21 protein-coding genes and 1 pseudogene are annotated in these 24,170 nt (G+C 66.1%); 16 read left to right on the top strand and 6 right to left on the bottom strand.

Annotation, left to right across the window (positions count from 1 at the left end; translation table 11 throughout):
* Window positions 1-189 precede the first annotated feature (189 nt).
* Window positions 190-1,290 (top strand): saccharopine dehydrogenase family protein, encoded by a 1,101-nt coding sequence (locus AC3IFE_RS10995; RefSeq protein ID WP_089467509.1) that lies wholly within the window; start codon window positions 190-192, stop codon window positions 1,288-1,290.
* 123 nt (window positions 1,291-1,413) lie between these two features.
* Here AC3IFE_RS10995 and AC3IFE_RS10990 read toward each other — a convergent pair whose 3' ends face one another.
* Window positions 1,414-2,031: a P-loop nucleotide/nucleoside kinase family protein gene (locus AC3IFE_RS10990; RefSeq protein ID WP_089467508.1), complete on the bottom strand. Its 618-nt coding sequence runs from the start codon at window positions 2,029-2,031 to the stop codon at window positions 1,414-1,416.
* Entirely contained in the window at window positions 2,028-2,174 is a 147-nt protein-coding gene (gene cydX / locus AC3IFE_RS10985; protein WP_089467507.1) for a cytochrome bd-I oxidase subunit CydX, read from the bottom strand. The genes AC3IFE_RS10990 and cydX overlap by 4 nt, the downstream gene beginning before the upstream one ends.
* Before the next feature lie 200 nt (window positions 2,175-2,374).
* Between cydX and corA the strand changes: the two genes are divergently transcribed.
* Window positions 2,375-3,352, top strand: coding sequence for a magnesium/cobalt transporter CorA (gene corA, locus AC3IFE_RS10980; RefSeq protein ID WP_089467506.1), 978 nt, complete (start codon window positions 2,375-2,377; stop codon window positions 3,350-3,352).
* Between the two features lie 7 nt (window positions 3,353-3,359).
* Here corA and AC3IFE_RS10975 read toward each other — a convergent pair whose 3' ends face one another.
* Window positions 3,360-3,653 carry a YciI-like protein gene (locus AC3IFE_RS10975; protein WP_489190526.1) on the bottom strand — a complete coding sequence of 98 codons (294 nt, stop codon included), beginning with the start codon at window positions 3,651-3,653 and terminating at the stop codon, window positions 3,360-3,362.
* Window positions 3,654-4,118: 465 nt separating this feature from the next.
* Between AC3IFE_RS10975 and AC3IFE_RS10970 the strand changes: the two genes are divergently transcribed.
* Window positions 4,119-4,607 (top strand): aminoacyl-tRNA deacylase, encoded by a 489-nt coding sequence (locus AC3IFE_RS10970; RefSeq protein WP_027784485.1) that lies wholly within the window; start codon window positions 4,119-4,121, stop codon window positions 4,605-4,607.
* A 248-nt stretch (window positions 4,608-4,855) separates the two neighbouring features.
* Window positions 4,856-5,131: pseudogene (locus tag AC3IFE_RS10965) on the top strand (transposase); the annotation flags it as partial.
* A 694-nt stretch (window positions 5,132-5,825) separates the two neighbouring features.
* Here AC3IFE_RS10965 and AC3IFE_RS10960 read toward each other — a convergent pair.
* Window positions 5,826-6,461, bottom strand: coding sequence for a glutathione S-transferase family protein (locus AC3IFE_RS10960; RefSeq protein WP_089467504.1), 636 nt, complete (start codon window positions 6,459-6,461; stop codon window positions 5,826-5,828).
* Window positions 6,462-6,630: 169 nt separating this feature from the next.
* Here AC3IFE_RS10960 and AC3IFE_RS10955 point away from each other — a divergent pair, with 169 nt between their 5' ends.
* The 11 genes from AC3IFE_RS10955 (at window position 6,631) to AC3IFE_RS10905 (ending at window position 19,503) form a co-directional block, all read left to right on the top strand.
* Window positions 6,631-6,936, top strand: a complete 306-nt coding sequence (locus AC3IFE_RS10955) for an acyl carrier protein (RefSeq protein ID WP_089467503.1) — start codon at window positions 6,631-6,633, stop codon at window positions 6,934-6,936.
* On the top strand, window positions 6,936-7,451 hold the full coding sequence (locus AC3IFE_RS10950; RefSeq protein WP_489190570.1) for a gamma-glutamylcyclotransferase family protein: 516 nt from the start codon (window positions 6,936-6,938) through the stop codon (window positions 7,449-7,451). The genes AC3IFE_RS10955 and AC3IFE_RS10950 overlap by 1 nt, the downstream gene beginning before the upstream one ends.
* 467 nt (window positions 7,452-7,918) lie before the next feature.
* On the top strand, window positions 7,919-9,223 hold the full coding sequence (locus AC3IFE_RS10945; protein WP_489190525.1) for an MFS transporter: 1,305 nt from the start codon (window positions 7,919-7,921) through the stop codon (window positions 9,221-9,223).
* A gap of 37 nt (window positions 9,224-9,260) precedes the next feature.
* Window positions 9,261-9,785, top strand: a complete 525-nt coding sequence (locus AC3IFE_RS10940; RefSeq protein ID WP_089467500.1) for a flavin reductase — start codon at window positions 9,261-9,263, stop codon at window positions 9,783-9,785.
* Between the two features lie 26 nt (window positions 9,786-9,811).
* The gene (locus tag AC3IFE_RS10935; RefSeq protein ID WP_226144601.1) at window positions 9,812-10,882 is read left to right on the top strand and encodes a DUF6421 family protein; all 1,071 of its coding nucleotides are present in this window, start codon (window positions 9,812-9,814) and stop codon (window positions 10,880-10,882) included.
* 51 nt (window positions 10,883-10,933) lie between these two features.
* Window positions 10,934-12,775 (top strand): dihydroxy-acid dehydratase, encoded by a 1,842-nt coding sequence (gene ilvD / locus AC3IFE_RS10930; RefSeq protein WP_089467499.1) that lies wholly within the window; start codon window positions 10,934-10,936, stop codon window positions 12,773-12,775.
* Window positions 12,776-12,777: 2 nt separating this feature from the next.
* Window positions 12,778-13,968 (top strand): cystathionine beta-lyase, encoded by a 1,191-nt coding sequence (gene metC, locus AC3IFE_RS10925; protein ID WP_489190524.1) that lies wholly within the window; start codon window positions 12,778-12,780, stop codon window positions 13,966-13,968.
* A 68-nt stretch (window positions 13,969-14,036) separates the two neighbouring features.
* Window positions 14,037-15,353, top strand: coding sequence for an LLM class flavin-dependent oxidoreductase (locus tag AC3IFE_RS10920; RefSeq protein WP_021156686.1), 1,317 nt, complete (start codon window positions 14,037-14,039; stop codon window positions 15,351-15,353).
* Window positions 15,354-15,419: 66 nt separating this feature from the next.
* Complete coding sequence (gshA, locus tag AC3IFE_RS10915) at window positions 15,420-17,051, top strand: glutamate--cysteine ligase (protein WP_179233415.1); 1,632 nt, start codon at window positions 15,420-15,422, stop codon at window positions 17,049-17,051.
* Window positions 17,052-17,091: 40 nt separating this feature from the next.
* Complete coding sequence (locus tag AC3IFE_RS10910; RefSeq protein ID WP_124702771.1) at window positions 17,092-18,282, top strand: benzoate/H(+) symporter BenE family transporter; 1,191 nt, start codon at window positions 17,092-17,094, stop codon at window positions 18,280-18,282.
* Window positions 18,283-18,342: 60 nt separating this feature from the next.
* Complete coding sequence (locus AC3IFE_RS10905) at window positions 18,343-19,503, top strand: mandelate racemase/muconate lactonizing enzyme family protein (RefSeq protein ID WP_489190523.1); 1,161 nt, start codon at window positions 18,343-18,345, stop codon at window positions 19,501-19,503.
* Window positions 19,504-19,668: 165 nt separating this feature from the next.
* Here the strand turns inward: AC3IFE_RS10905 and AC3IFE_RS10900 are convergent, their stop codons facing one another.
* Both AC3IFE_RS10900 and AC3IFE_RS10895 read right to left on the bottom strand, forming a co-directional pair.
* Window positions 19,669-20,580, bottom strand: coding sequence for a LysR family transcriptional regulator (locus tag AC3IFE_RS10900; protein WP_489190569.1), 912 nt, complete (start codon window positions 20,578-20,580; stop codon window positions 19,669-19,671).
* Window positions 20,581-20,864: 284 nt separating this feature from the next.
* Window positions 20,865-21,653, bottom strand: coding sequence for an AraC family transcriptional regulator (locus tag AC3IFE_RS10895; RefSeq protein ID WP_089467494.1), 789 nt, complete (start codon window positions 21,651-21,653; stop codon window positions 20,865-20,867).
* 221 nt (window positions 21,654-21,874) lie between these two features.
* On the opposite strand from AC3IFE_RS10895, the gene AC3IFE_RS10890 reads away from it, so the two are divergent.
* Window positions 21,875-24,019, top strand: coding sequence for a TonB-dependent siderophore receptor (locus AC3IFE_RS10890; RefSeq protein WP_489190522.1), 2,145 nt, complete (start codon window positions 21,875-21,877; stop codon window positions 24,017-24,019).
* The last annotated feature ends 151 nt before the right edge of the window (window positions 24,020-24,170 follow it).

Below are 24,170 nucleotides of genomic sequence, written 5' to 3'. Positions count from 1 at the left end.
GTTTGCGACAGCCTTGCTACGCGATTTCTAGATGGATTGGTCGTTTCGACGAAATATATCGTCATAACGTCGAAACTATAGGTCGTTTCGCATCATTCTTCGTCTTGGAACTGATTTTGAGCGTCCCTACACTGTGTTCATGGCTCGACGCCGTACACCAACACCAACCCATCATCAGGAGATAAGCGCATGAAAATCGCCATCGTCGGCGCAGGTCTGATCGGCCACACCATTGCTCATATGCTGCGCGAAACGGGCGACTACGAAGTCGTCGCGTTCGATCGCGATGCGGATGCGCTCGCGAAGCTGTCGCGCGAAGGCATCGCGACGCAACGGGTCGACTCCGCCGACGCGAATGCGATTCGCGAAGCGGTGAAGGGCTTCGATGCGCTCGTCAACGCGCTGCCTTACTACCTCGCGGTCAACGTGGCCGCCGCCGCGAAGGCCGCGGGCGTTCATTACTTCGACCTGACCGAAGACGTGCGCGCCACCCATGCGATCCGCGAACTGGCCGACGGCTCCGACCGCGCGTTCATGCCGCAGTGCGGCCTCGCGCCGGGCTTCATCGGCATCGCCGCGCACGAGCTCGTGAACGGCTTCAGCGAAGTGCGCGACGTGAAGATGCGCGTCGGCGCGCTGCCCGAATATCCGACCAACGCGCTGAAGTACAACCTGACGTGGAGCGTCGACGGCCTGATCAACGAATACTGCCAGCCGTGCGAGGCGATCCGCGACGGCCGCAAGCAGTGGGTGCAGCCGCTCGAAGGCCTCGAGCACTTCTCGCTCGACGGCACCGAATACGAAGCGTTCAACACGTCGGGCGGCCTCGGCACGCTGTGCGAGACGCTGTCGGGCAAGGTCGAGACGCTCGACTACAAGTCGGTGCGCTACCCGGGCCACCGCGAGCTCGTCCAGTTCCTGCTGGAAGACCTGCGCCTGTCGACCGATCGCGACACGCTGAAGTCGATCATGCGCCGCGCGGTGCCGTCGACGAAGCAGGACGTCGTGCTCGTATTCGTCACGGTGACGGGCGTGAAGGACGGCCAACTGGTGCAGGACGTGTTCACGCGCAAGATCTTCGCGAAGGACGTGTGCGGGATGCACATGAGCGCGATCCAGATCACGACGGCCGGCGCGATGTGCGCGGTGCTCGATCTGTTCCGCGAAAAGAAGCTGCCGCAGAGCGGTTTCATCCCGCAGGAAAAGGTGTCGCTGAAGGCGTTCCTGGCGAACCGTTTCGGCAAGCTGTACGAAGGCGGCACGATGGAGCGCATGCACGCGGTTGCCTGACCGTCGTCGTTACCAGACGATTCGCCAGCCAGTCTCCGGCACGAGGGCCGTACGACGCCGGGAGCGCAGCAGCGCTTCCGGCGTCGTTTTTTGCGGGAAGGGAAAGCGCGCCGGGCGGCGCGATCAGGCCGGCAGCGGCGGGACGATCGTCGCCGGTTGCGGCGGCGGCACGATGCGGTACAGCAGCGCGTCGATGTCCGCGTCGGACGGCGCGGTGTTGTCGAACATCACGATACCGTCGCATTCGCGGCCGGTCGGCACGAAGCGGCGCTGCCGGTATTCGTCCCAGTGCGCGAGCTTGTACGCATCGTTCGGATTGGCGCGCGCGACGATCCGCCGATGCGCGACGTCTTCCGACGTGTGGACCCAGACGACCGTCAGCGTGACGTCGGGCGCGATGCCGAGCCATGCGCGATCGAGGATGCGCCGGTCGCGCACTTCACGCGACAGCGGGCCGACGACGAGCGCGCCGATGCCGAGCGAAAGATTTTCACGGGCCGTGTCGAGCAGGCCCTGGTATTCGGGATCGCGAAGATGTTTCAGGTAGAGCGGGCTGTCGCGGTCGTTCGGATCGTCCGTGAGCGCGGCCATCGCGGCCGCGCTGTAGCGGCCGTACAGCGTGTCCTTGTCGAGCAGGCAGAACGCCTCGCCGGTCGCGCGCATCAGCGGCCCGATGAGCCGCTTCGCGAGTGTGGTCTTGCCGGTGCCGGCGTGACCGCAGAAGAACACGAGATGCGTCACGAATACCGGCTCCCCGCGTCCCGGCGCGACGTGTCGCCGCGCTTGTCGTCGCGCGAGAACACTTCCGCTTCCAGCCACATCGCGTTGATGATGCCGAAGCCGAGCGCCACGCCGATGCCGAGTATCCACGAGAAATACCACATAGGTCTGTCTCCTTGACGGTGGGGCCGCACGGCCGTTGTGCATTGCGCAACGCAGGCCCGGCGGGCCTGTCGGCGTGCGCCGACGCGCGTGCCGCGGCGCACGCAGCACGATCATGACCAATATCGGCGGGCCGCGCAAGCCGGGCCGTTCGTGCGGCAACCCGGTAAACTGATGCGCAAACCGCAACATCGTGGACAACATGCTGATCAACTGCGCTGCTTACCAGGATGGCCGCAAGCTGGCCGATATCGACATCGACGCCATCAGCGATTACGTGTCGAAGCCCGAATGCTTCGTATGGGTCGCGCTGAAGGATCCGACGCCCGAGGAAATCGATCTGATGGGCGAGGAGTTCGGGTTGCACGAGCTTGCGCTCGAGGATGCCCGCAAGGGCCATCAGCGGCCGAAGATCGAGGAATACGGCGATTCGCTGTTCGCGGTGCTGCATACCGTCGAACTCGACGACGACGGGGAATTCAAGGTCGGCGAACTGAACGTGTTCGTCGGCCCGAATTACGTGCTGTCGATTCGCAACCATACGGAGCACGATTTCCGCGACGTGCGCAAGCGCTGCGAGCGGGAGCCGCATCTGCTGCGGGAGGGCTCGGCGTTCGTGTTCTACGCATTGATGGACCAGGTCGTCGACCGGTATTTCCCGATCCTCGAAACGCTCGGGGCCGAACTCGAGGAGCTTGAGGATCGCATCTTCGCGAAGGCGACGCCCGCGTCGTCGCGCGCGATCATCGAGGATCTCTATTCGCTGAAGCGCCGGCTCGTGCTGCTGTACCAGCACACGGCGCCGCTGATGGAGCCGCTCGCGAAGCTCACCGGCGGGCGCGTGCCGCAGGTCTGCAGCGGGATGGCGGCTTACTTCCGCGATGTGTACGACCATCTGCAGCGGATCGTGAAGACGATCGAAGGGCGCCGCGAGATGGTCGTCACCGCGATCCAGGTCAACCTCGGGATGATTTCGCTCGCGGAAAACGAGGTGACCAAGCGGCTCGGCTCGTTCGCCGCGCTGTTCGCGATACCGACGATGATCGCCGGCATCTACGGAATGAACTTCGCGAACATGCCCGAACTGCACCTGAAATACGGGTTCTACGGCTGCATCGCGGTGATGGCCATCGCCGACCTCGCGCTGTGGTGGCGCTTCAAGCGGGCAGGGTGGCTGTAGGGCCTGTTTACGCCAGCCGCGGCGCGTGCTTGCCGACCACGACGCGCCACGGCCGCACGCGCCACGATTTCACGAGGCCGTTCTGCACGTACGGATCGGCGCGCGCGAACGATTCGGCCGCTTCCGGCGAATCGCCTTCGAACACGAGCACGGCCTGATCGGCCGGCTCCGCCAGCGCGCCGGCGAGCACGAGTTCGCCGCGCTCGGTCGCGGCCTGCGCGAGCGCGAGATGCTCCGCACGGAATGCGTCGCGCCGCGACAGGTAATCGTCGACGAGTTCGTAGATCAACTGGTAATGCATGATCGCTCCGGGAGTCGGTTTCCGCCGCGGGACAGTGGGCGGCCGGCTCAGTATAGGGCACCGGGAAAGCCGTGGGCCACGGCGTTTGCCGGCGTGCCGGCGTGCATTCGCGGGCGCGCTTTTGAACGACGCATCCGGGCGGTATCTTGTTGTTTCCCTGGATAAATGCAACTAACGGTCGAACTTCTCGTCATCGGCCAATTGTCGAGCTCATCCGCCTTTACACAGGCACCGCCTAAATTCGTCTACAAAAATGAGGGGCTGCCCAAGCCTGTTCCGAGGCGGAATTTCGCCTGCCGGCGAGGGCGGCGAGCGATGAAAAGGGGCCGGTGGCCGGCTGTGGGCCATCTGCACGGGGCGCCGCGCAAGGGCGTTTCCATTGGGCCGAAATGCGACCTATGCTGAACGAATCCGGAGCGAACGCCGTTCGCCCGATTGGCCCGATTTGCCCAGACGAGGTGCGCCATGCCGGTCTCAGCCACCCTGCAGGATTGCCTGCGCCAGAAGTCATCGCGGTACGAAGTCGTGTACCACCCCTATAGCCATACGAGCATGGAGACGGCTGCCGCCGCGCACATTCCCGGCGATCGCCTCGCGAAAACCGTGCTCCTCGAGGACGCCGAGGGTTACGTCGCCGCCGTACTGCCGACGACGCACGCCGTGCGCCTGTCGGACCTCTGGGTGAAGACGGGACGCCATCTCGTGCTCGCCCGGGAGGTCGAATTACGCGAGCTGTTCAAGGATTGCGACATGGGCGCGCTGCCGCCGGTCTGCATGGCGTACGGGATGAAGACGTTCCTCGAGGAACGCCTCGCGCAGCAGCCGGAAGTCTATTTCGAGGCCGGCGATCATGAGGCGCTGATTCACATGACGCAGGACGAATTCCTGATGCTGATGGAGACGGCCGAGCGCGCGCATTTCTCGCACAGGATGCAGGGGATGATGCTGTCCTGAGCGATGTCGGTGGGGCGTCGAGAAAGCCTGCGCGCGGGCATTTTTCGCCGGGTTCGGTGAGGGGGATGCCGGTGCGCGCAGAGGGCGGGCAATGCATTCGTGCTGGTGCAGCGAGATCCTGCTTCGGATAATAGATTTGTTATACGAATTATTTGGGTGAATTGGGGCGATCGGAGCGGTCTGACCTGCCCTGAATTTTCGGACCAGTTGAAACTTGAGAGAATGGCTTCCAACGGAGAAAGGAAGTCGTGAAGAAGAGCCGGTTTGCCGAGGAACAGATGGTCACCATCCTGCGCGAGGCGGACAAGGCGCCGGTGGCTGAGGTCGCGAAGACGCACGGGATCAGCGAGCAGACGATCTACGACGGGCGCCAGCATTTCGGCGGGCTGGACGCTACCGACGTGAAGCGGCTCAAGCCGCTCGACCAAGAGAATGCCCGGCTGAAGAAGATGCTTGCCGAGCGCGATCTCGAGTTGGACGTAATGAAAGAGATCAGCGCAAAAAATGTATGGTCCGCCCCGGCTTTGCAAGCGGGCGTTCTCCGACGAGACAGTTTGCGTCAATGTATCCGGCCTCTCGCGAGTCAGCCGCTTTTGGCGGCAGGGCCATGATGGGATATGCGCGCTCGGTTCCCAATAAGTGGACTGACCTCGAAGGCCGTTTTTTTCCCGGGCTTACCGAACGCCGGTGCGCTGTTTCGTCATCAATTGCACGTCTGCAAACCTTGACGGGTGATCGGTAGCCTACTGTGCTTGCGGCTGCCGAAGATAAAACGTTCCTCGTCGCGTGAGAATGGTCCACGCGATACGCGCGAGCTTGTTGGCCAGTGCGACGATGACCTTGTTGCGGTGTATGCCCTTCGCCCCTATCTGCGACGATGAATAATATGCGTGACGACTTAGTGGAAGACGAAAAATATATTGGACGTCACGAAATGGATGTTGCATTGTTCACGCATTCGATGTGATCGCAGAAAGTGTGCTGAGCGGTGCAGCAACGCGAACGCAGAGAGCGCCATACATGATTGCGGTCATGGCTCCTGTTCCCGGAGCCGGGGCCCGGACGATCCGCGGCGTGCGCGACGCATGTGCGCGCGCGTGTAGCAGGATCAGCGCAACAGGCAAAGAAAAGCGGCAAAAAGGACCTGAGAAGATGAAGGAGACGCGACGGACGCGGGCGGCATTCCGGATCGGGCGCAAACCCGACCCGGCTTCGCCGCTACGCCCAGATCGAGATCTGTTCGACCGACAACGCGGTCGCGACGGCAGGGCGGCGGAGCATGCGCTCCGTATGCGCGGCCCAATGTTCGAACCCGCGCATGTCGAGCTTCAGCATGTTCCCCCATTTGAAAAATATCAGCAGCATCGGATCGACGATCGAGTAGTGCTCGCCGAGCGCCCAGTCGCGCGCCGCGAGCCGTTCGTCAATCTGCGCATACGCAGCAAGGATGCCCGCGCGGCCTTTCGCGCGAATGCCGTCGTGCGCAGCCGGGTCTTCGCTGAAACGCGACGGATGGAAGTTGAGCGCGACCGTTCCGGGCAACACTGACGCCAGCCAGTTCATCCACTCGATGGCGCGTGCGAGGCCCATCGCGGTATCGGGCACGAGCCGCGCCTGCGGAAAGCGCAACGCGAGATAGAGCAGGATCGCCGACGACTCCGTCAGCACTTCGTCGCCGGTATGCAGTACGGGCACCTTGCCTTTCGGGTTGAGCTGCCGGAATTCGGCGCTCTGCGTCGCACCGTCCTTGATCGAGACGAGTGCGAGTTCGAATGGTTCGCCCAGCTCGCGCAAGATGACGTGCGGTGCAAACGAAAGATGGCCGGGGCAGTAGAACAGCGTATGAGTTGTCATATTGATTAAGTCTCCTATTTATCTCTGGTGGAGATGCTGACCGGGTTTGTCGTGTCGACGCGTCGCATGGTGCATGACGCCCGGTCGAAAGTCAAAAGCGAAGGACGATGTGAAGGATCTTGCGGTTCGGTGAAGGCGAAGCCGGCCGGTGCGATGCGCGCGGGCCGGGATGAACGTGCGTTTCTGGAGCGTGATCGTGATGCGGATGATGAGCCTCGACGAATTGATCGACAGCGTGAAGACGTTTCTGGCCGGGATCGACCCGGGCGCGCCGGCGCGCGTGACCGCGCAGACGAACCTGCTCGACGCCAACCTGCTCGATTCGCTGTCGCTTGTGCACTTCGTGCTGTTCATCGAGCAGACGCTCGGCATCGACATCCCGATCGGCGACTTCGTGCTCGACTCGATCGCGTCGGTCGCGGCGATCTACGACCACTACGTGCTCGGCACGCCGCATGCCGCGAGCGCGTCGTGATGACGCCGGACGACCTGCTTCGTGACGAGCCGTTCGCGTATTTCGCATACGGCTCGTGCATGAACCTTGCGAGCCTGTCGGCGTCGCTCGGCTGCGACGCGGCGACGTACTTCGCGGGCGCGGCGCGGCTCGACGGCCATCGCCTCGCGTTCAATTACGCGTCGCTCAACGAGCCGGTCTGCTGCGCGAACATCGAGCCGGCTGCCGGTGCGATCGTCGAGGGCGCGCTGTACCGGTTGCCGATGCGCATGCTCGACGCGCTCGAGCGTCGCGAAGGCGTGCATCTCGGCCGCTACGTCCGCTACGCGGTCGAGGTGCTGGAGCCCGGCGGGCGGCGCGTACATGCGCTGACGTATCGCGGTGCGGTCACGCTCGATTGCGACGCCGCGCCGAGCGCGCGCTACCGCGACCTGCTGATTCGCGGGCTGGCCGACGCGGGCGTGTCGGCCGCCTATCGCGACCGCACGGTCGCCTACATGGCGGGGCTGCGCGATCGGCCGCCGCGTGCGGCATGACGGAATCAAGGCATCGAGCGCTCCACAAGAGCGCCCGATCCAGCGGTGCGTTCGCGACTTCGAACGTCGACGAGCGTTTTAAAGGCGCCCTAAGCGGGCATGTGAGCAAAAGGTTGAACATGAACAAGGCTTTCGACCATCCGCGCGTCATGCGCATCTTGCGCGTTGCCTGCGACGCTGCGCCCGGGCACAACGACGTACAACGAGCCCCCGGATCTGCGGCAACGCCACGAACGGACCTCGCGAGGCCGACGCGCACCTGATCCGCGCCCTCGAGCCGGATCGACACCCGCCCGGCGTGCCGCACACATGCGTGCGGCACGCGGCACCCCGCATGCGAGAACGAGCCGACCGGAGGAGGACGGCTCGCCGCCTCGTGCGCCGGATCGCGGGTGCCGCCGTCGGGCGACGCGTGCAAGACGCCGTGCGCAACGAATGACAATCGATCGCAAACAAGGAAAAAAATCATGGAGACGCTCGTATCGACCGTATTGCCCGCAGAGCGGGTGTCGGAAGACGCCGCCTATCGCAAGGTCGCGTGGCGGCTGATGCCGTTGCTGCTGTTCTGTTACCTGGTGTCGTATCTCGACCGCGTGAACGTGGGCTTCGCGAAGCTGCAGATGGCAGGCGATCTCGGGCTGTCCGACGCGGCCTACGGGCTCGGCGCCGGCATCTTCTTCTTCGGTTATTTCATCTTCGAGGTGCCGAGCAACCTGATTCTCCACCGCATCGGCGCACGCGTCTGGATCGCGCGAATCATGGTGACGTGGGGCGCGGTGTCCGCGCTGACGATGTTCGTCACGACGCCGACGGCGTTCTACGCGATGCGATTCCTGCTCGGCGCCGCCGAGGCCGGCTTCTTCCCGGGCGTGATCCTGTACCTGACCTACTGGTATCCGGCCCATCGGCGGGGGCGGATCACGACGATGTTCATGACGGCCGTCGCGCTGTCGGGCGTCGTCGGCGGCCCGATTTCCGGCTACATCCTGAAGGCGTTCAACGGCATCAACGGGTGGCACGGCTGGCAGTGGCTGTATCTGCTCGAAGGGCTGCCGTCGATCGTCGCGGGTTTGCTCGTCTACGCGCTGCTCGACGACCGGATCGCGCAGGCGAAGTGGCTGAACGACGAAGAGCGCGCGCTGCTCGAACGCAACGTGAATGCCGAGGACGCGGTCAAGTCTCACCTGTCGCTCGGTGCGGTGCTCGCGAATCCGCGTGTATGGCTGATGTGCGCAATCTACTTCTCGTTCGTGATCGGCCTGTACGGCGTCGGCTTCTGGCTGCCGACGCTCATCCATGCGACGGGCGTGGCCGATCCGCTGACGATCGGGCTGCTGTCGACGGTGCCGTATGCGCTTGCGGTGGTCGCGATGATCGCGATCGCACACAGTTCGGATCGCCTTCGCGAGCGCCGCTGGCATCTCGCGGTGCCCGGTGCGATGGGCACGGTGGGGCTCGTGCTCGCGGTCGGCTGGGCGCATCAGACGGGGCTTGCGATCGCGGCGCTGACGCTCGCGACGATGGGCATCCTCACCGCGATTCCGCTGTTCTGGAGCCTGCCGACCGCGTTCCTCGGCGGCACCGCGGCCGCCGCCGGGATCGCGATGATCAATTCCGTCGGCAATCTCGCAGGCTTCCTCGGCCCTTATCTGATGGGGCTGCTCAAGCAACTGACCGCATCAAACGACGCGGGCCTCTACATGATGGCCGGCTGCATGGCGCTGGGCGGACTGCTCGCGCTGTCGCTGCCGAAAGCGCTGGTGAACCGGTAGCGATGCGCGGCTTTTCCCCCATGCACGGAGACAGGACATGATCCACAACGAACCCGCACTGTTCCCCGACCAGTCGATGGGCGCCTCGCCGCAGCGCTTTCGCGACGCGATGTGCCGCGTGGCGTCGGCCGTTCACGTACTCACGAGCGACGGGCCTGCCGGGCGCTGCGGCATGACGGCGACCGCCGTGCTGTCGGTGTCCGATGCGCCGCCGACGGTGCTCGTGTCGGTCAATCGCGGCAGCGTATCGGCGCAGCGGCTGATCGCGAACGAGGTGTTCTGCGTGAACACGCTCGGCGCCGCCGACCGGTTTCTCGCCGACGTGTTCGCGGGCAGGACCGCGCACGAGCGCGACGCGCGCTTCACGGTGGGCGAGTGGGGCGAGCTTGCGACGCGCGCGCCGGTGCTGGCGAGCGCGCGCATCGCGCTCGACTGCCGGCTCGTCGCGTCGATGAGCGCGGCGACGCATGAGCTGCTGGTCGGCGAAGTGGTGGCGCTGCACTGTGCGGTGCCCGACGACGACACGCTTGTCTATCTGCAGCGGGAGTTCCGCGTCGTGTGACGACGCGTGCCGACAGGATGACCGACATGAAACGCGAAATCGTACTAGCCACCAACCGCTGCCGCGGCGAGATCCTCGCCGGCGGTTTTCGCACCGACGTCGCGCGCATCGCGCAGTGCGCACGCACGCATCTCGGCGACTACGCCGACAACCCGCATGTGCGTGCGCTGCTCGTGGCGCTGGAGAACCGCTGCCTCGCATCGGGACGCCTGCTCGATCTCACGTACTCGGTGGACCCGAGTTTCATCCTCGGGTTCTTCGACGTGCCCTACAACGCCGACGCGTTCCTCGAGGCGGCCGCGATCGCGCCCGTGCCGATTCCGCCGAGCGTACTCGCGATCGCGCCGGACGGCAACGCGCTGCCGGTGCAGATCCGCATGTGCACGGACGGCTTTCTCAATCCGCTCGCGGTCGCGGTATTCGGCGAGAACTTCATCGACGCCGACCTGCGCGCGTATCACAAGGCGTACTACTTCATCGACAAGTTCGTCGAGCGCTTCAAGCGCCATACGCGCCCGGCAATCGAAGCGAACTGGTCGCCCACCGCGTTCCCGGATCTGCTCGCGGCGGACGACGAGCTGCTGACGCAGGCGAGCGCGATCTGGGTCCATCTGCACGAGTACCACCATCGCACGGGCTTCCTGCCGATCCCGGAGTACCTCGATGCGAAGAGCACGCGCAACGGTGCGGGCGCGGAGGAGTTGCGGGTCGACATCCTGTCGATCCTAGCGCTGTTCCGGCTGCGCTCGGACGACCGCGTGCTGCGCGCTTCGATCCAGTACATCCTGGCCGAGCGCCTGATCCGCTACCCGCTGCAGGCACCGCCGCTCGACAACTACGACGCGCGCTCGTCGGTCGCGCTGTTTCATTACCTGTCCCGTCACGGCGTGATCGCGCAGCGTGGCGGCTCGCTCTATTTCGAAGGGGGCTACGAACGCCTGACCCAGGCGCTTAGGTCCATCGTGATCAAGCTGACGGCGCTCGAATACAAGCTCAGCGTGTCGTCCGATCTCGACCGGAGAAAGATCCTGTCGTTCGTGCTGCCGACGCTCGCGAAGAACGACAACAACTGGGGCGCGGCCGGCAGGCCGCATTGACGGCAGCCCGCCAACCGTCCCCATTTCGCAACGAATCAACCGAGGATCACGATGCCCACCTATCGTTCACGCACTTCCACGCACGGCCGCAACATGGCAGGCGCGCGCAGCCTGTGGCGCGCCACCGGGATGACCGACGCCGATTTCGACAAACCGATCATCGCGGTCGTCAATTCGTTCACGCAGTTCGTGCCCGGTCACGTGCACCTGAAGGATCTCGGCCAGCTGGTCGCGCGCGAGATCGAAGCCGCCGGCGCGGTCGCGAAGGAGTTCAACACGATCGCGATCGACGACGGCATCGCGATGGGCCACGACGGCATGCTGTACAGCCTGCCGTCGCGCGAGCTGATCGCCGACAGCGTCGAGTACATGGTGAACGCGCACTGCGCGGATGCGATGGTCTGCATCTCGAACTGCGACAAGATCACGCCGGGGATGCTGATGGCCGCGATGCGCCTGAACATCCCGGTGATCTTCGTGTCGGGCGGCCCGATGGAATCCGGCAAGCTGACGTTCCGCGGCAAGCGCCGCGCGTTCGACCTGATCGACGCAATGGTGGTGGCGGCCGACTCCCAGGTGACGGACGACGAGGTGCGTGCGGTCGAGAACGTCGCGTGCCCGACCTGCGGCTCGTGTTCCGGGATGTTTACCGCGAACTCGATGAACTGCCTCGCCGAGGCGCTCGGGCTCGCGCTGCCCGGCAACGGCTCGGTGCTTGCGACGCATGCCGAGCGCAAGCGCCTGTTCATCGAGGCCGGGCGCACGATCGTCGATCTCGCGCGCCGCTACTACGAGCAGGACGACGCGAGCGTGCTACCGCGCTCGATCGCGACGCGCGATGCGTTCGAGAATGCGATGACGCTCGACATCGCGATGGGCGGCTCGACCAATACGGTATTGCACCTGCTCGCCGCCGCGCACGAAGGCGAGGTGCACTTCACGATGGCCGACATCGACCGGCTGTCGCGCCGCGTGCCGGTGCTGTGCAAGGTCGCGCCGTCGGTGCAGGACGTCCACATGGAGGACGTGCACCGGGCCGGCGGCGTGATCGGAATCATGGGTGAACTCGATCGCGCGGGGCTGCTGAACACGACGCTGCCGACCGTCCATGCGCCGAGCGTCGCGCACGTGCTCGCGCGCTGGGACGTGATGCGCAACCGCGTCGATTCGGTGTCGCGCTTCTATCGCGCGGCGCCGGGCGGCGTGCGCACGCATGTCGCGTTCAGCCAGGACAACCGCTACGACGAACTCGATCTCGACCGCGCGAACGGCTGCATCCGCGATGCCGAGCACGCGTTCTCGCGCGACGGCGGGCTCGCGGTGCTGTTCGGCAACATCGCGCGCGACGGCTGCATCGTGAAGACCGCGGGCGTCGACGGCGGGATGCTGAAGTTCACCGGCACCGCGCGCGTGTTTGAAGGGCAGGAGGAGGCGGTCGAAGGCATCCTCGGCGGTGAGGTCGGTCCGGGCGACATCGTGATCGTCCGCTACGAGGGGCCGCGGGGCGGTCCGGGCATGCAGGAGATGCTCTATCCGACCAGCTACCTGAAATCGAAGGGGCTCGCGAAGCAGTGCGCGCTGATCACCGACGGTCGCTTCTCCGGCGGCTCCTCGGGGCTGTCGATCGGGCACGTATCGCCCGAGGCGGCGGAGGGCGGCGAGATCGGGCTGCTCGAGAACGGCGACGCGATCGAGATCGACATCCCGAACCGCTCGATCAACGTCCTCGTGTCCGACGACGAACTGCGGCGCCGCCGCGCGGCGATGGAGGAGCGCGGCGCGCGTGCGTGGCAGCCCGAGAAGCGGCAGCGCCGCGTGTCGGGCGCGTTGCGCGCATACGCAGCGATGACGACGAGCGCGGCGCGCGGCGCCGTGCGGATCGTGAAGGGCTGACCGTGCGGCCCGCCCCGAACCATCCGGCGGCCGATGCGCAGGTCGACACCGTGCTCGTCACGGGCGGCCGCGCGCCGGCCGCGCATCACGGCTTCGTCAACCCGCCGGTGTATCGCGGCTCGACGGTGCTCGCGCCGAGCGTGGCCGACCTGCTCGGCTACACGCAGCCATACGTGTACGGCCGGCGCGGCACGCCGACCACGGCCGCGCTGCAGGAAGCGGTGCGCGCGCTCGATCACGGCGCGGGTGTCGTGCTGTGCCCGTCGGGGCTTGCCGCAATCACGACCGCGCTGTCGTCGTGCCTGTCGGCCGGCGACCATCTGCTGATGACGGATGCGGTGTACAAGCCCGTGCGCCAGCTGTGCGACGGCGTGCTGCGGCGTGCGGGCATCGAGACGACCTACTTCGATCCGTTCGCGTCGGTTGACGCACTCGCCGCGCTGATCCGGCCGAACACACGTGCGCTGTATCTCGAAGCGCCCGCGTCGCAGAGCATGGAGCTGTGCGACGTGCCGGCGTTCGCCGCGCTCGCGCGCGACCGCGGGCTCGCGGTGCTGTTCGACAACACGTGGGCGACGCCGCTGTTCTTCGACGCGTTCGCGCACGGCGCCGATCTCGTGATCCAGGCCGGCACCAAGTACCTCGCCGGTCATGCGGACGTGATGATCGGCATGGTGTCGGCGTCCGCGCGCGCGCTGCCGGCGCTCGAACAGTATCAGCGCGACACGGGGCAGTGCGTCGGCTCGGACGACGCGTTTCTCACGCTGCGCGGCATCCGGACACTCGGCGTGCGGCTTCGCCAGCACCAGGCGAACGCGCTGCGCGTCGCGCGCTGGCTCGCCGCGCGTCCGGAAGTGCGGCGCGTGTGCTATCCGGCGCTCGAGGACGATCCCGGTCATGCGCTGTGGGTGCGCGACTTCGGCGGCGCGACGGGGCTGTTCTCCGTCGTGCTGCGCCCGGCGCCCGCGCAGGCCGTCGCCGCGCTGCTCGAGGGGCTCGCGTATTTCGGGCTCGGTTATTCATGGGGCGGCTATGAAAGCCTCGCGATGCCGTTCGACTGCAGTGCGTACCGCACCGCGTCGCACTGGGACCCGGGCGGCCCGTGCGTGCGCTTTCACATCGGGCTCGAAAACGCCGACGACCTGATCGGCGACCTCGAGGCCGGCTTCGCCCGCTTCAACGCCGCGCGCTGACGCCGACACGAGCAGCACGCGCGCGGCCCGCACGTTTCGCGCCGCATTCCAATGACGAGGAGCCCCGTATGACGAAGCAACTCTGCCTGGGTGGATTCATGCGCCCCATCTGCCTGCACACAGCGTGGTGGCGGCACCCGAGCGCGCCGACGCTCGCGAACTTCAACTGGCCGGTGATCCGGTCGCTCGCGCAGAAGCTCGAGCACGCGTGCTTCGACGCGGTCTTCACGGCCGACCACCTCGCGGTGATGCCGATGCCGCCGAATGCGCTCAAGCGCAGCGGCACGATCACGTCGTACGACCCGCTCGTGATGCTGTCGGCGATCGCCGCATGCACCGACCGCATCGGCCTGATCGCGACCGGCACGACGAGCTACGAGGATCCGTACCTGCTTGCGCGCCGCTTCGCGTCGCTCGACCACCTGAGCGGCGGCCGCGCGGGCTGGAATATCGTCACGACGGTGAACCCGGAGGCTGCGCTCAACTTCGGTCTCGAGACCGCGCTGCGCCATGCCGAACGCTACGAGCGCGCCGAGGAATTCTTCGACGTCGTGACGGGGCTGTGGGACGGCTGGTCCGATCACGCGCTCGTGATGGACAAGGAGGCGGGGGTGTTCTCCGATCTCGACAAGATCCGGCCGCTCAACCACAAGGGCAAGTTCTTCTCGGTCAAGGGGCCGCTGAACATCGCGCGGCCCGTGCAGGGCTGGCCGGTGATCGCGCTTGCCGGTGCGTCGGAGGAAGCGCGCGACATGGCCGCGCGTTCGGCCGATCTGGTGTTCGGCAACGCGCGCAGCATCGAGACGGGCCGGGCGTTCTACCGCGACGTGAAGTCGCGCGCGGTCGCGGCCGGGCGCAACCCCGATCACGTGAAGATCCTGCCCGCCAACCAGGTGTATGTCGGCCGCACGCGCGCGGAGGCGCTGGCGAAGAAGCGCTACATGGACGATCTCGTCCACGTGGACAGCAACATCCCGAACCTGTCGATCCGGCTCGGCGTCGACTGCTCGAAGTTCGATCCCGACAAGCCGTTGCCCGAGCTGCCGCACACGGAACAGGGGCAGGGCAACCAGCGCGAATGGGCGGCGCTCGCGCGCCGCGAGGGATTGACGGTGCGCGAGCTGGCGAAGCGAGCGGCCGAATCCGGCACCGGCGAGATGGTCGGCACCGCATCCGAGATCGCCGACCAAATGGAGGAGTGGCTGATGACGGAGGCGTGCGACGGCTTCATCGTCGTGTTCTATACGGTGCCCGACGGCTACGACGACTTCGTGACGATGGTGGTGCCGGAGCTGCAGCGGCGCGGGCTGTTTCGCACCCGCTACGAAGGCACGACGCTGCGCGAACACATCGGCCTGCCGCGGCCGAAGAGCCCGCTCGACTGAGCGGTGCGTCGCCAGATTTCGTTCCGGGAGACCGCAATGACCCACGATTCACCCCGATCCACATGGATGACGACGCCGTACCGCCGCCGGCTCGGCGTGCTGAGCGACGCCGCACACCTGCCGCTGCTGGGTGACGGGCTATGCGGCGTCGAGCGCGAGACGCTGCGCGTCGATGCCGCCGGCCGGCTCGCGCTGACGCAACACCCGCACGCGCTCGGCGCGGCGCTCACGCACCCGTCGATCACGACCGACTACGCGGAGCCGCTGCTCGAGTTCGTCACGCCGCCGCAGCACGATGCGGCCGACGTGATCGAGCGGCTCGACGAGCTGCACCGCTTCGCATGCGGCGCGATCGGCGACGAGCTGCTGTGGAGTCAGTCGATGCCGTGCCCGCTCGACGACGACCGCCGCATTCCGATCGCGTGGTACGGCACGTCGAACATCGGCATCCTGAAGCACGTGTACCGGCGCGGGCTGGCGTTCCGCTACGGCAAGGCGATGCAGTGCATCGCCGGGATCCACTACAACTATTCGCTCGCCGATGCCGTGTGGCCGCTGCTGCGCGACGTGCACGACGGATGCGAGCCTGCCGGCCGCGATGCGCGCGACATGCGCTCGGCAGGCTATCTCGCCCTGATCCGCAATTTCCATCGCTACGGCTGGCTGCTGCTGTATCTGTTCGGCGCGTCGCCGGCGCTGTGCGCGGGTTTCGTCGCCGGCGACCGGCACGGGCTCGACGCGTTCGATGCGCAGACGCTGTACCTGCCGTACGCGACGAGCTTGCGGATGAGCGACCTCGGCTACCAGAACCGGGTGCAGGGCGCGTTCGCGCCGTGCCTCGACAACCTGCCCGCGTACCTGGACGGCCTCGCGCGAGCCGTCGCGCAGCCGTGCCCCGAGTACCAGGCGATCGGCGCGAAGCGCGACGGAGAATGGCTGCAGCTCAGCACGCACTTGCTGCAGATGGAGAACGAGTTCTACTCGTCGATCCGCCCGAAGCGCACGGTGCGCAGCGGTGAGCGGCCGATCGATGCACTGCGCAGCCGCGGCGTCGAATACGTCGAGGTGCGCTGCCTTGACATCGATCCGTTCGCGCCGCACGGCGTCGCCGAGACGACGCTGCGCGTTGTCGATGCGTTCCTGCTGTTCTGCGCGCTCGACGACAGCCCGTGCCTCGCGGGTGCCGAGCAGGACGCGTGCCGGCGCAACTTCGCGGCGGTCGCGCGGGAGGGGCGGCGCCCGGGGCTCGAGTTGCAGCGTGGCGGTGAGCGCGTCGCGCTGCGCATGTGGGCGCACGAATTGCTTGCGCGAATCAACGAGGCGGCCGGCGTGCTGGATCTGCAGCGCGGCGACACGCGCACGACCGCCGCGCTCGACGCGCAATACGCGAAGCTCGACGATCCGCAGGCGACGCCGTCGGCGCGCGTACTCGATGCACTGCACGCGCTGCGCGACGAGCCGGGCGGCGCGTGCTTCGCGTTCGGGATGCGGCAGACGCTCGCGCATACCGGGGCGTTCCGCGCGCGTCCGCTGCCGGCCGACGTCCAGGCGCGTTTCGACGCGACCGCGGCCGAATCGCTGAGCCGGCAGGCCGACCTGGAGCGCACGCAGATCGGCAACTTCGACGCGTTTCTCGCCGCGTATCACGCGGGAACGCTGAACCAGGAGTGCGGCGAGCCGACACATGGTGCGCACTGATACGGTCGCCACCGTATCGAATCCATCTCACGGAGGACAGATGAGCAGTATCGCGGAAATGAAGGCCGATCGCGGGTTCTCGGCGCGGGCGGCCGGCGCGGGCGCGTTGGCGTCGTTCGTCGGATTTGCATCGACGTTCACGCTGATCGTGAATGCGCTGACGAACGTCGGTGCAACGCGCGCGCAGGCCGCGTCCGGCCTGATGGCCGTCTCGATCGTAATGGGGCTGGCCGGCATCGTGCTCAGCTACCGGACCCGGATGCCCGTCAGCGCTGCGTGGTCGACGCCCGGCGCGGCGCTGCTGCTCGGCCTGGGCGCCGTGAAGGGCGGCTATCCGGCCGCGGTCGGCGCGCTCGTGCTGACCGGCGTGCTGCTCACGCTGGCCGGGCTGTGGAAGCCGCTCGGCCGCGCGATCTCGCGGATTCCGCTGCCGATCGCCAACGCGATGCTCGCGGGGATCATCCTGAACCTCTGTGTCGCTCCGATACACGCACTCGAGCAGTATCCGCTGTACGTCGCGCCGATCCTGCTCGTCTGGGTCGTGATCATGCGGGTTCGCAAGATTCTCGCCGTGCCTTGCGCTGCGGTCGCGACGCTGATCGTGATCGCGTTCATCGCGAAGACGGGTGGCGTCGGCGCGACCGGGATGTTGCCGCACCTTGCACTCGTCGGGCCCGCGTTCTCGGCATCGACGATGGTGAGCGTCGCGGTGCCGCTCTTCATCGTGACGATGGCGTCGCAGAACATCCCGGGCGTCGCGGTGCTCAACGTCAACGGCTACCGGCCCGAGGCGTCGCGGCTGTTCACGGCCACGGGGCTGTGCAGTCTGCTCGCCGCGCCTTTCGGCGGGCCGCCGATCGGGCTGGCCGCGGTCACCGCCGCACTGTGCGCCGGCGAGGAGGCCGGCCCCGACGAATCGCGGCGCTACTGGGCCGGAATCGTCTGCGGCGCCGCGTACATCGTGTACGGGTTCGCGGCGAGCGCCGCGACGCTGTTCATCGCGGTCGCGCCGCCGATCATCATCGAAGCGGTTGCCGGCCTCGCGCTGATGAACGCCCTCGGCGGCGCGCTGCTCAACGCATTCACCGAGAAGGACGCGCGCGAGGCCGCGATCCTGACCTTCCTCGTGACGATGGCGAGCCATGCGTTTCTCGGCATCGGCGGCGCGTTCTGGGGCCTGCTGACCGGCATCGGGCTGACGTTCGTGCTGCGTCGCGAGAAGGGGCGGTGATGCCGCGCGACGACGCGGCCCCCGCAGTTCTGCCATTCCCTTAAAAAAAACGGAGAAGACATGCAGCACGACATCGTGAAAGTGACCGCGACGCCGGTGTTCGCGCGTGGCGACGCGGAGATCGCCGGCGTGCGGTTGTCCGGCAAACTGTCGGGCGTCGTCGTCGAAATCGAGACGTCGCACGGCGTGGTCGGCCACGGCTTCACGGCGATCACCGACGAAGCGGTCGTGGCCGCGGCGATCGATCACGTCGCCGCACCCAACCTGGTCGGGATGAACGTCGTCGAGCGCGAGCGGATTCTCGACAAGCTGTACTGGCTGCTATGCCCGCGCGGGCAGACCGGCTATGCGGGGCACGTGATTTCCGCGATCGACATCGCGGTCTGGGATGCGATCGGCAAGATCGCGGGGCTGCCGGTATGGAAAATGCTCGGCGGCGCGCGTCCGGTCGTGCCGCTGTATACGACGTTCGGCTTCGCGTCACTCGAGCGCCCGGAGCTGATACATGCCGCGCGTGCGCTCATCGGCGCCGGACATTGCCGCATCAAGATGATCGTCGGCTATCACGCGCTTGCGCGCCGCGACGAAGGGCGGTCGCTCGACCAGGTCGTCGCGGACGACGTTGCGCGCGTGCGCGCGGTGCGCGATGCGGTGGGCGACGCCGCCGAGATTTACATCGACGCGAATTGCGGGCTCGACCACTATCACGCGCTGCGGCTTGCCGAGCGCGTGGCCGATTGCGACATCGGTTTCTTCGAGGAGCCGATCGCCGGGAACGACCCCGCGAAGCTCGCCGACCTGAGAAAGCGCGGCGGCATTCCGGTCGCCACCGGGCAAAGCGAGGGGCAGTTGTTCCGGTTCAGGGATTTCCTCGTGAATGACGCCGTCGATATCCTCCAGCCAAACGTGTGCGTGTGCGGCGGGTTCTCCGTCGCGGCGCGTGCGGCCGCGCTCGCGCAGGCGTTCGGTGTGCCGATCGACAACGGCGGCACGTTCCCGTTCCACAACATGCATCTGCACGGCGGACTCGCGAACGGCGGCTCGGTCGAGTGGCACGTCGTCGCGGTCGATATCTGCCGAAACCTGTTTACCGGCCTGCCGACCGAGCAGAACGGGACGTTGGCACTGCCCGACACGCCGGGCCTCGGTTTCGGCATCAATCGCGATGGGGTCCGCGAATTCTCGTCGGGCCCGGGATCGCAGGGGCACGGTAAAGCCTGACCGGTGTCGCGCCCGTTCGCGTCGATCGGGCGTGCGATGAACTACTAGCGATCGACCGTTTCGTCCACGGCGCGGCGTGGCTGCGATCCGTGTGTTGATCGTCGTACGGTAGAAGGCAGGAGAATCCGTCCCGGCATGCCGGGATTTACGCGGTTCTCGTTTGAATCATGTGGGGGGCAGTGTCCGCACGATGTTGATGAAGCTTGCAAGCACACGGCTGATATCCCCCGTCCGCCACGCGAGGCCGGTTTCAACGATGAACGGGTCGTGTGCGAGCGGCCGATAGATGACGCCTGTACGTCGCAGGTTACGCAATGATTGCGGCACCAGCGCAACGCCAATGCCTGCGGAAACGAGGCTGATGATCGTCTGCATCTGGATTGCTTCCTGGCCGATTCGCGGGACAACGCCTGCAGCGCTGTAGCACCCCATAATGCCATCGTAAAACTCCGGCGCGAGACGACGCGGAAAAATCACGAGTGGAAGCGTTGCGACTTCCTTCAGGTGGATGGGCGCATCCTCCGGAGCGTTCGACACGGCAGTTGGCATCGCAAGCACGAGCGGCTCGCTCAGAAGCGGCAAGTACGATATCTCGGCCACGTAACGTGGTGGCACCGGGGCGATAATCAGGCCTGCGTCGATGTGGCCCGCGGCCAACTCGTCGATTTGCACGTCAGTCGTCGATTCGGTAAGTTGCAACCGCACCAGCGGATAGCGCGTTCCGAACTCGCGTAGCAATGAAGGGAGAAGCCCGTAATCGGCAATCGATACGAACGCGAGTGACAACCTCCCGGTCTCGCCTAGCGCGAGGCTTTGCGCCAGAGGGGGAAGCGCCTCTGCAGCCGCGAGGAGTTTGAGCACTTCCGGAAGCAGTGCTTCGCCGACCGCGGTTAGCGCAACACTGCGCTTCGTGCGCGCAAATAACTCTACGCCGAGTTCCCCCTCCAGGGCGCGAATAGCCTGTGACAGCGGAGGCTGGGTCATTGATAGTCGCGCGGCCGCTCGACCGAAATGCCGCTCTTCTGCAACGGCCACGAAGTAATACCATTGACGTAAATCGGGGGGGAAGTTTGGCATTTGTTCAATCTGAAGTGCGGCTGAACGGTGATGAATAATATATTGGACAAGCGGGTCGTGGTGTAACGAGGCAGCACTGGACATCGATGCTGTCGAGACGATTTCTACCTCTGAACCCGTGGAAAACGGGAGGATTACCGAGTCCGCTCCAGAGCGAAGTTCCTTCGTATAGACCACTCTCGGAATTCGATTCATCCATGCCTCCGCTTCTCGATTTTACGAAACGTTGGCTTCCATTTTTCCGACCGCCCTCAGTTCGAGAGTGGCGCGTCTGGTGGAATTGGTCAGCTTCCGGTCGACAGGTATTGCTGGGGCGCCTGCCCGAACAGCCGCCGGAACATCACGATAAAGGCGCTCGGCGTGCTGTACCCGAGATCGAGCGCGACGGACGCGACGCTCGCGCCCTGCGCGAGCCGCGTCATCGCCTCGTTCGCGCGCATGTGCTGCCGCCAGTGGCCGAAGCTCATTCCCGTTTCGTCGCGGAAATGCCGCGCGAGCGTGCGGCTGCTCGTGCCGATCTCGTCGGCCCAGCGGTCCAGCGTGTAGTCGTTCGCCGGGTCCGTCATCATGTGCTCGCAGATCGCCAGCAGCCGCCGGTCGCGTGGCAGCGGCAAGCCGCCTTCGCCGAGCGGCGGCGCTTCCTCCAGCAGCTTCAGCAGCAGCGGTACCGACAGCGCGGTGCGGCCGTCGGGCGGGTAGTCGTAGCCGTCGGGCAGCATGTTCGCGACAAGTTCGCGAATCAGCGAGTCGATCGCGATCACGCGGGCGGTCGACCAGCGCCACGGCGTGGCGTCCGACTCGACGCTGATCGTGCACAGAGTCAGGCTCCCGACCGCGTGCAGTTCGTGGTCGATGTTCGGCGGTAGCCATACGCCGCGCGACGGCGGCAGCGTCCAGGTGCGGTTCGGCGTCAGCACGCGCACGACACCCTTCAGCGCGACGATCACGTGACCGAATTCGTGCTGGTGCCATGGCTCATGCTGGCCGTTCTGGTACGCGATCGCCCGCACTATGACCGGGCGCGGCAGGCGCCGCCGTTCGTGCGGATAGCGATTGAGCAGGAATTCCTTCATCCAGGGTCCGGGTCGAGTGATTCGAGATGTTCAGCGTCGGACAGAATTTGGCTGAAACTGAATATTTTTTGTCTACCTGCGAAATAAGGTAGTCGTTATTCTTGCTGGGTGTCAAATAAACGAAAACGATAGTGCGACTAAAAATGGTAATGAGTCGCATTAGCAATGTCGAGAATCGGCGAAAGCCATACGCAGGGGCGACTGGAATGAGGTTCGGGGAAATGGGAAGGCCATTGAAGCTGGGCATCGCGGCGACGCTGCTGGGCGGCACGGTGCTGCGGGCGAACGCCGCGGACGACGCAACGGCGCCCGCGCCCGCATCGGGCGGCACGCTGCCGGCGCTGGAAGTGCGGGCGCGGTCGATGCAAGACCCGACGGGGCCGGGCGTGGGCTATGTCGCGACGCGTTCGACGACTGCCACGAAGACGGATTCGGACCGACTCACGCAGCCGCAGAGCGTGTCGATCGTCACGCGCGGCCAGATGGACGATCTCGGCGTGCAGACGGTCGACCAGGCGCTGCGTTATACGCCGGGCGTCTATTCGCAGGACGGCACCGATATCCGCTTCGACCAGTTGGCGGGGCGCGGCTTCCCGCTCGATTCCTATTTCGACGGCCTGCATCTGTACCAGTCGCCGCGTTTCGCGACGCCGCGCATCGATCCGTACTTCGTCGAACGGATGGAAGTCCTGCACGGACCGGCGTCGGTCCTGTACGGCCAGGGCAGCCCGGGCGGCCTCGTCAATTACGTGAGCAAGCTGCCGACGGCGGAGCCGTATCACGAAGTCATGCTGCAGGTCGGCAACCACGACAACTACCAGCTCGGCTTCGACTTCAGCGGCCCGGTGGACAAGGCGGGCACGGTGTCGTACCGCGTGGTGGGCCTCGGCCGGACGGCCGACACGCAGGTCAGCCAGATCAAGGACCGGCGGATCGCGATCGCGCCGTCGGTCACGCTGCGCCCGGATCGCGACACGACTTTCACGCTGCAGGGCGGTTTCCAGCGCGATCCGAACGGCGGCCTGTTCAATCCGGTGCCCGCGAGCGGCACGCTGTTCGCGAACCCGAACGGCCGGCTCGGCCCGGACCGCTATTTCGGCGATCCCGACCGGGACGGCATGCAGCGCACGCAGTACTGGTTCGGTTATCAGTTCGAGCATGCGTTCGACGACCGCATCAGCGTGTCGCAGACGCTGCGCTACCTGCACATCGACCAGCACTACTACCAGACGTCGGTCACGAGCCCGTTCTCGGCCGATGGCAAGACGGTCTCGATGTGGGGCAACGTCGACAACGAGCACTACACGCAGTTCGAGGTCGACACGCATGCGCAGGCGCGCGTCTCGACCGGGCCGATCGAGCATACGGTGCTGTTCGGCATCGACTATCAGCGCTCGATGCTCGGTGACAACGAAGGCAACGCCGTGGTCGGCACGGTCAACCTGTTCCAGCCGAACTATGCGGCGCTGGCGACCCAGCCCGTCAACACGCGGCTCGACTATGCACTCAGCACGTTCGGGGTCTACGCGCAGGACGAGGCGCGCTACCGGAACTGGGTGCTCACGCTCGGCGTGCGTCAGGACTGGACCGGCGGCAACCAGCAGACGACGTCGATCGCGACCGGCGCGGGCACGCTCTATCACTCGAACGATCACGCGTTCACGTGGCGCGCGGGCCTCGCATACCGCTTCGACAACGGGATCGCACCTTACGTCAGTTTCGCCCGTTCGTTCCAGCCGCTGCTCGGCGCGGCATTTGGCGGCCAGCCGTACTCGCCGACCAAGGGCAAGCAGCTCGAGGCCGGCGTGCGTTACCAGCCGAAGGGGTTCGACGGGTTCTTCTCGGTCGCGGCGTTTACGCTCACGCAGGACAACGTGCAAGTGACCGATCCGGCCCATCCGCAGTTCGCGATCCAGACCGGGCAGGTGCGCTCGCGCGGCATCGAGGCGGAGGCGCATGCGAACGTCACGCCGAACCTGAAGCTGATCGCGTCGTATTCGTACCTGAACCAGTCGGTGACCGAGAGCACGACGGCGAACCTCGGCAAGCGGCCGACGGTCGCGCCGCGCCACACGGCGGCCGCCTGGGCCGACTACACGTTCCTGTCGGGGCCGCTGCGTCACTTCGGGATCGGGTCGGGCGTGCGTTACACGAGCCGTTCGGCGGGCGACAGCACGAATACGTTCGACGTGCCGGCGCGTGTGCTGGTCGATCTGGGCGTGCACTACGACCTGAAGAACTGGCGACTCGCGCTGAACGTGAACAATCTGTTCGACCGCGAATACATCTCGTACTGCTCGTCGGCGTCGGTGTGCTATTGGGGCGCGACGCGCACGGTGCTCGGCACGGCGCGCTATCAATGGTGAGCCCGGTGCGGAAGAACATCGGCGGTTTCGATGCGCAACAGGTAGACCCGACACGCCGCCGCGCGCTTGCGTGGTGTGCGGCGGCGCTCGGCGGCATGAGCGCCGCGGCGCGTGCGGTCGTTGCGGCGCCGCCATCGTTGTCCATGAAGCC

It is taken from the genome of Burkholderia sp. APQ4-4ca (assembly GCF_057837105.1).
This window is presented reverse-complemented; position numbering and strand designations above follow the sequence as displayed.

Coding starts and splice junctions, on each gene's coding strand:
- cydX (WP_089467507.1), bottom strand. CDS start 2,174: ATGTGGTATTTCTCGTGGATACTCGGCATCGGCGTGGCGCTCGGCTTC.
- AC3IFE_RS10935 (WP_226144601.1), top strand. CDS start 9,812: ATGAAACGCGAAATCGTACTAGCCACCAACCGCTGCCGCGGCGAGATC.
- AC3IFE_RS10910 (WP_124702771.1), top strand. CDS start 17,092: ATGAGCAGTATCGCGGAAATGAAGGCCGATCGCGGGTTCTCGGCGCGG.
- AC3IFE_RS10970 (WP_027784485.1), top strand. CDS start 4,119: ATGCCGGTCTCAGCCACCCTGCAGGATTGCCTGCGCCAGAAGTCATCG.
- AC3IFE_RS10940 (WP_089467500.1), top strand. CDS start 9,261: ATGATCCACAACGAACCCGCACTGTTCCCCGACCAGTCGATGGGCGCC.
- AC3IFE_RS10950 (WP_489190570.1), top strand. CDS start 6,936: ATGACGCCGGACGACCTGCTTCGTGACGAGCCGTTCGCGTATTTCGCA.
- AC3IFE_RS10975 (WP_489190526.1), bottom strand. CDS start 3,653: ATGCATTACCAGTTGATCTACGAACTCGTCGACGATTACCTGTCGCGG.
- AC3IFE_RS10920 (WP_021156686.1), top strand. CDS start 14,037: ATGACGAAGCAACTCTGCCTGGGTGGATTCATGCGCCCCATCTGCCTG.
- ilvD (WP_089467499.1), top strand. CDS start 10,934: ATGCCCACCTATCGTTCACGCACTTCCACGCACGGCCGCAACATGGCA.
- corA (WP_089467506.1), top strand. CDS start 2,375: ATGCTGATCAACTGCGCTGCTTACCAGGATGGCCGCAAGCTGGCCGAT.
- AC3IFE_RS10890 (WP_489190522.1), top strand. CDS start 21,875: ATGGGAAGGCCATTGAAGCTGGGCATCGCGGCGACGCTGCTGGGCGGC.
- AC3IFE_RS10995 (WP_089467509.1), top strand. CDS start 190: ATGAAAATCGCCATCGTCGGCGCAGGTCTGATCGGCCACACCATTGCT.
- AC3IFE_RS10900 (WP_489190569.1), bottom strand. CDS start 20,580: ATGCCAAACTTCCCCCCCGATTTACGTCAATGGTATTACTTCGTGGCC.
- AC3IFE_RS10905 (WP_489190523.1), top strand. CDS start 18,343: ATGCAGCACGACATCGTGAAAGTGACCGCGACGCCGGTGTTCGCGCGT.
- AC3IFE_RS10895 (WP_089467494.1), bottom strand. CDS start 21,653: ATGAAGGAATTCCTGCTCAATCGCTATCCGCACGAACGGCGGCGCCTG.
- AC3IFE_RS10955 (WP_089467503.1), top strand. CDS start 6,631: ATGAACGTGCGTTTCTGGAGCGTGATCGTGATGCGGATGATGAGCCTC.
- gshA (WP_179233415.1), top strand. CDS start 15,420: ATGACGACGCCGTACCGCCGCCGGCTCGGCGTGCTGAGCGACGCCGCA.
- AC3IFE_RS10945 (WP_489190525.1), top strand. CDS start 7,919: ATGGAGACGCTCGTATCGACCGTATTGCCCGCAGAGCGGGTGTCGGAA.
- AC3IFE_RS10960 (WP_089467504.1), bottom strand. CDS start 6,461: ATGACAACTCATACGCTGTTCTACTGCCCCGGCCATCTTTCGTTTGCA.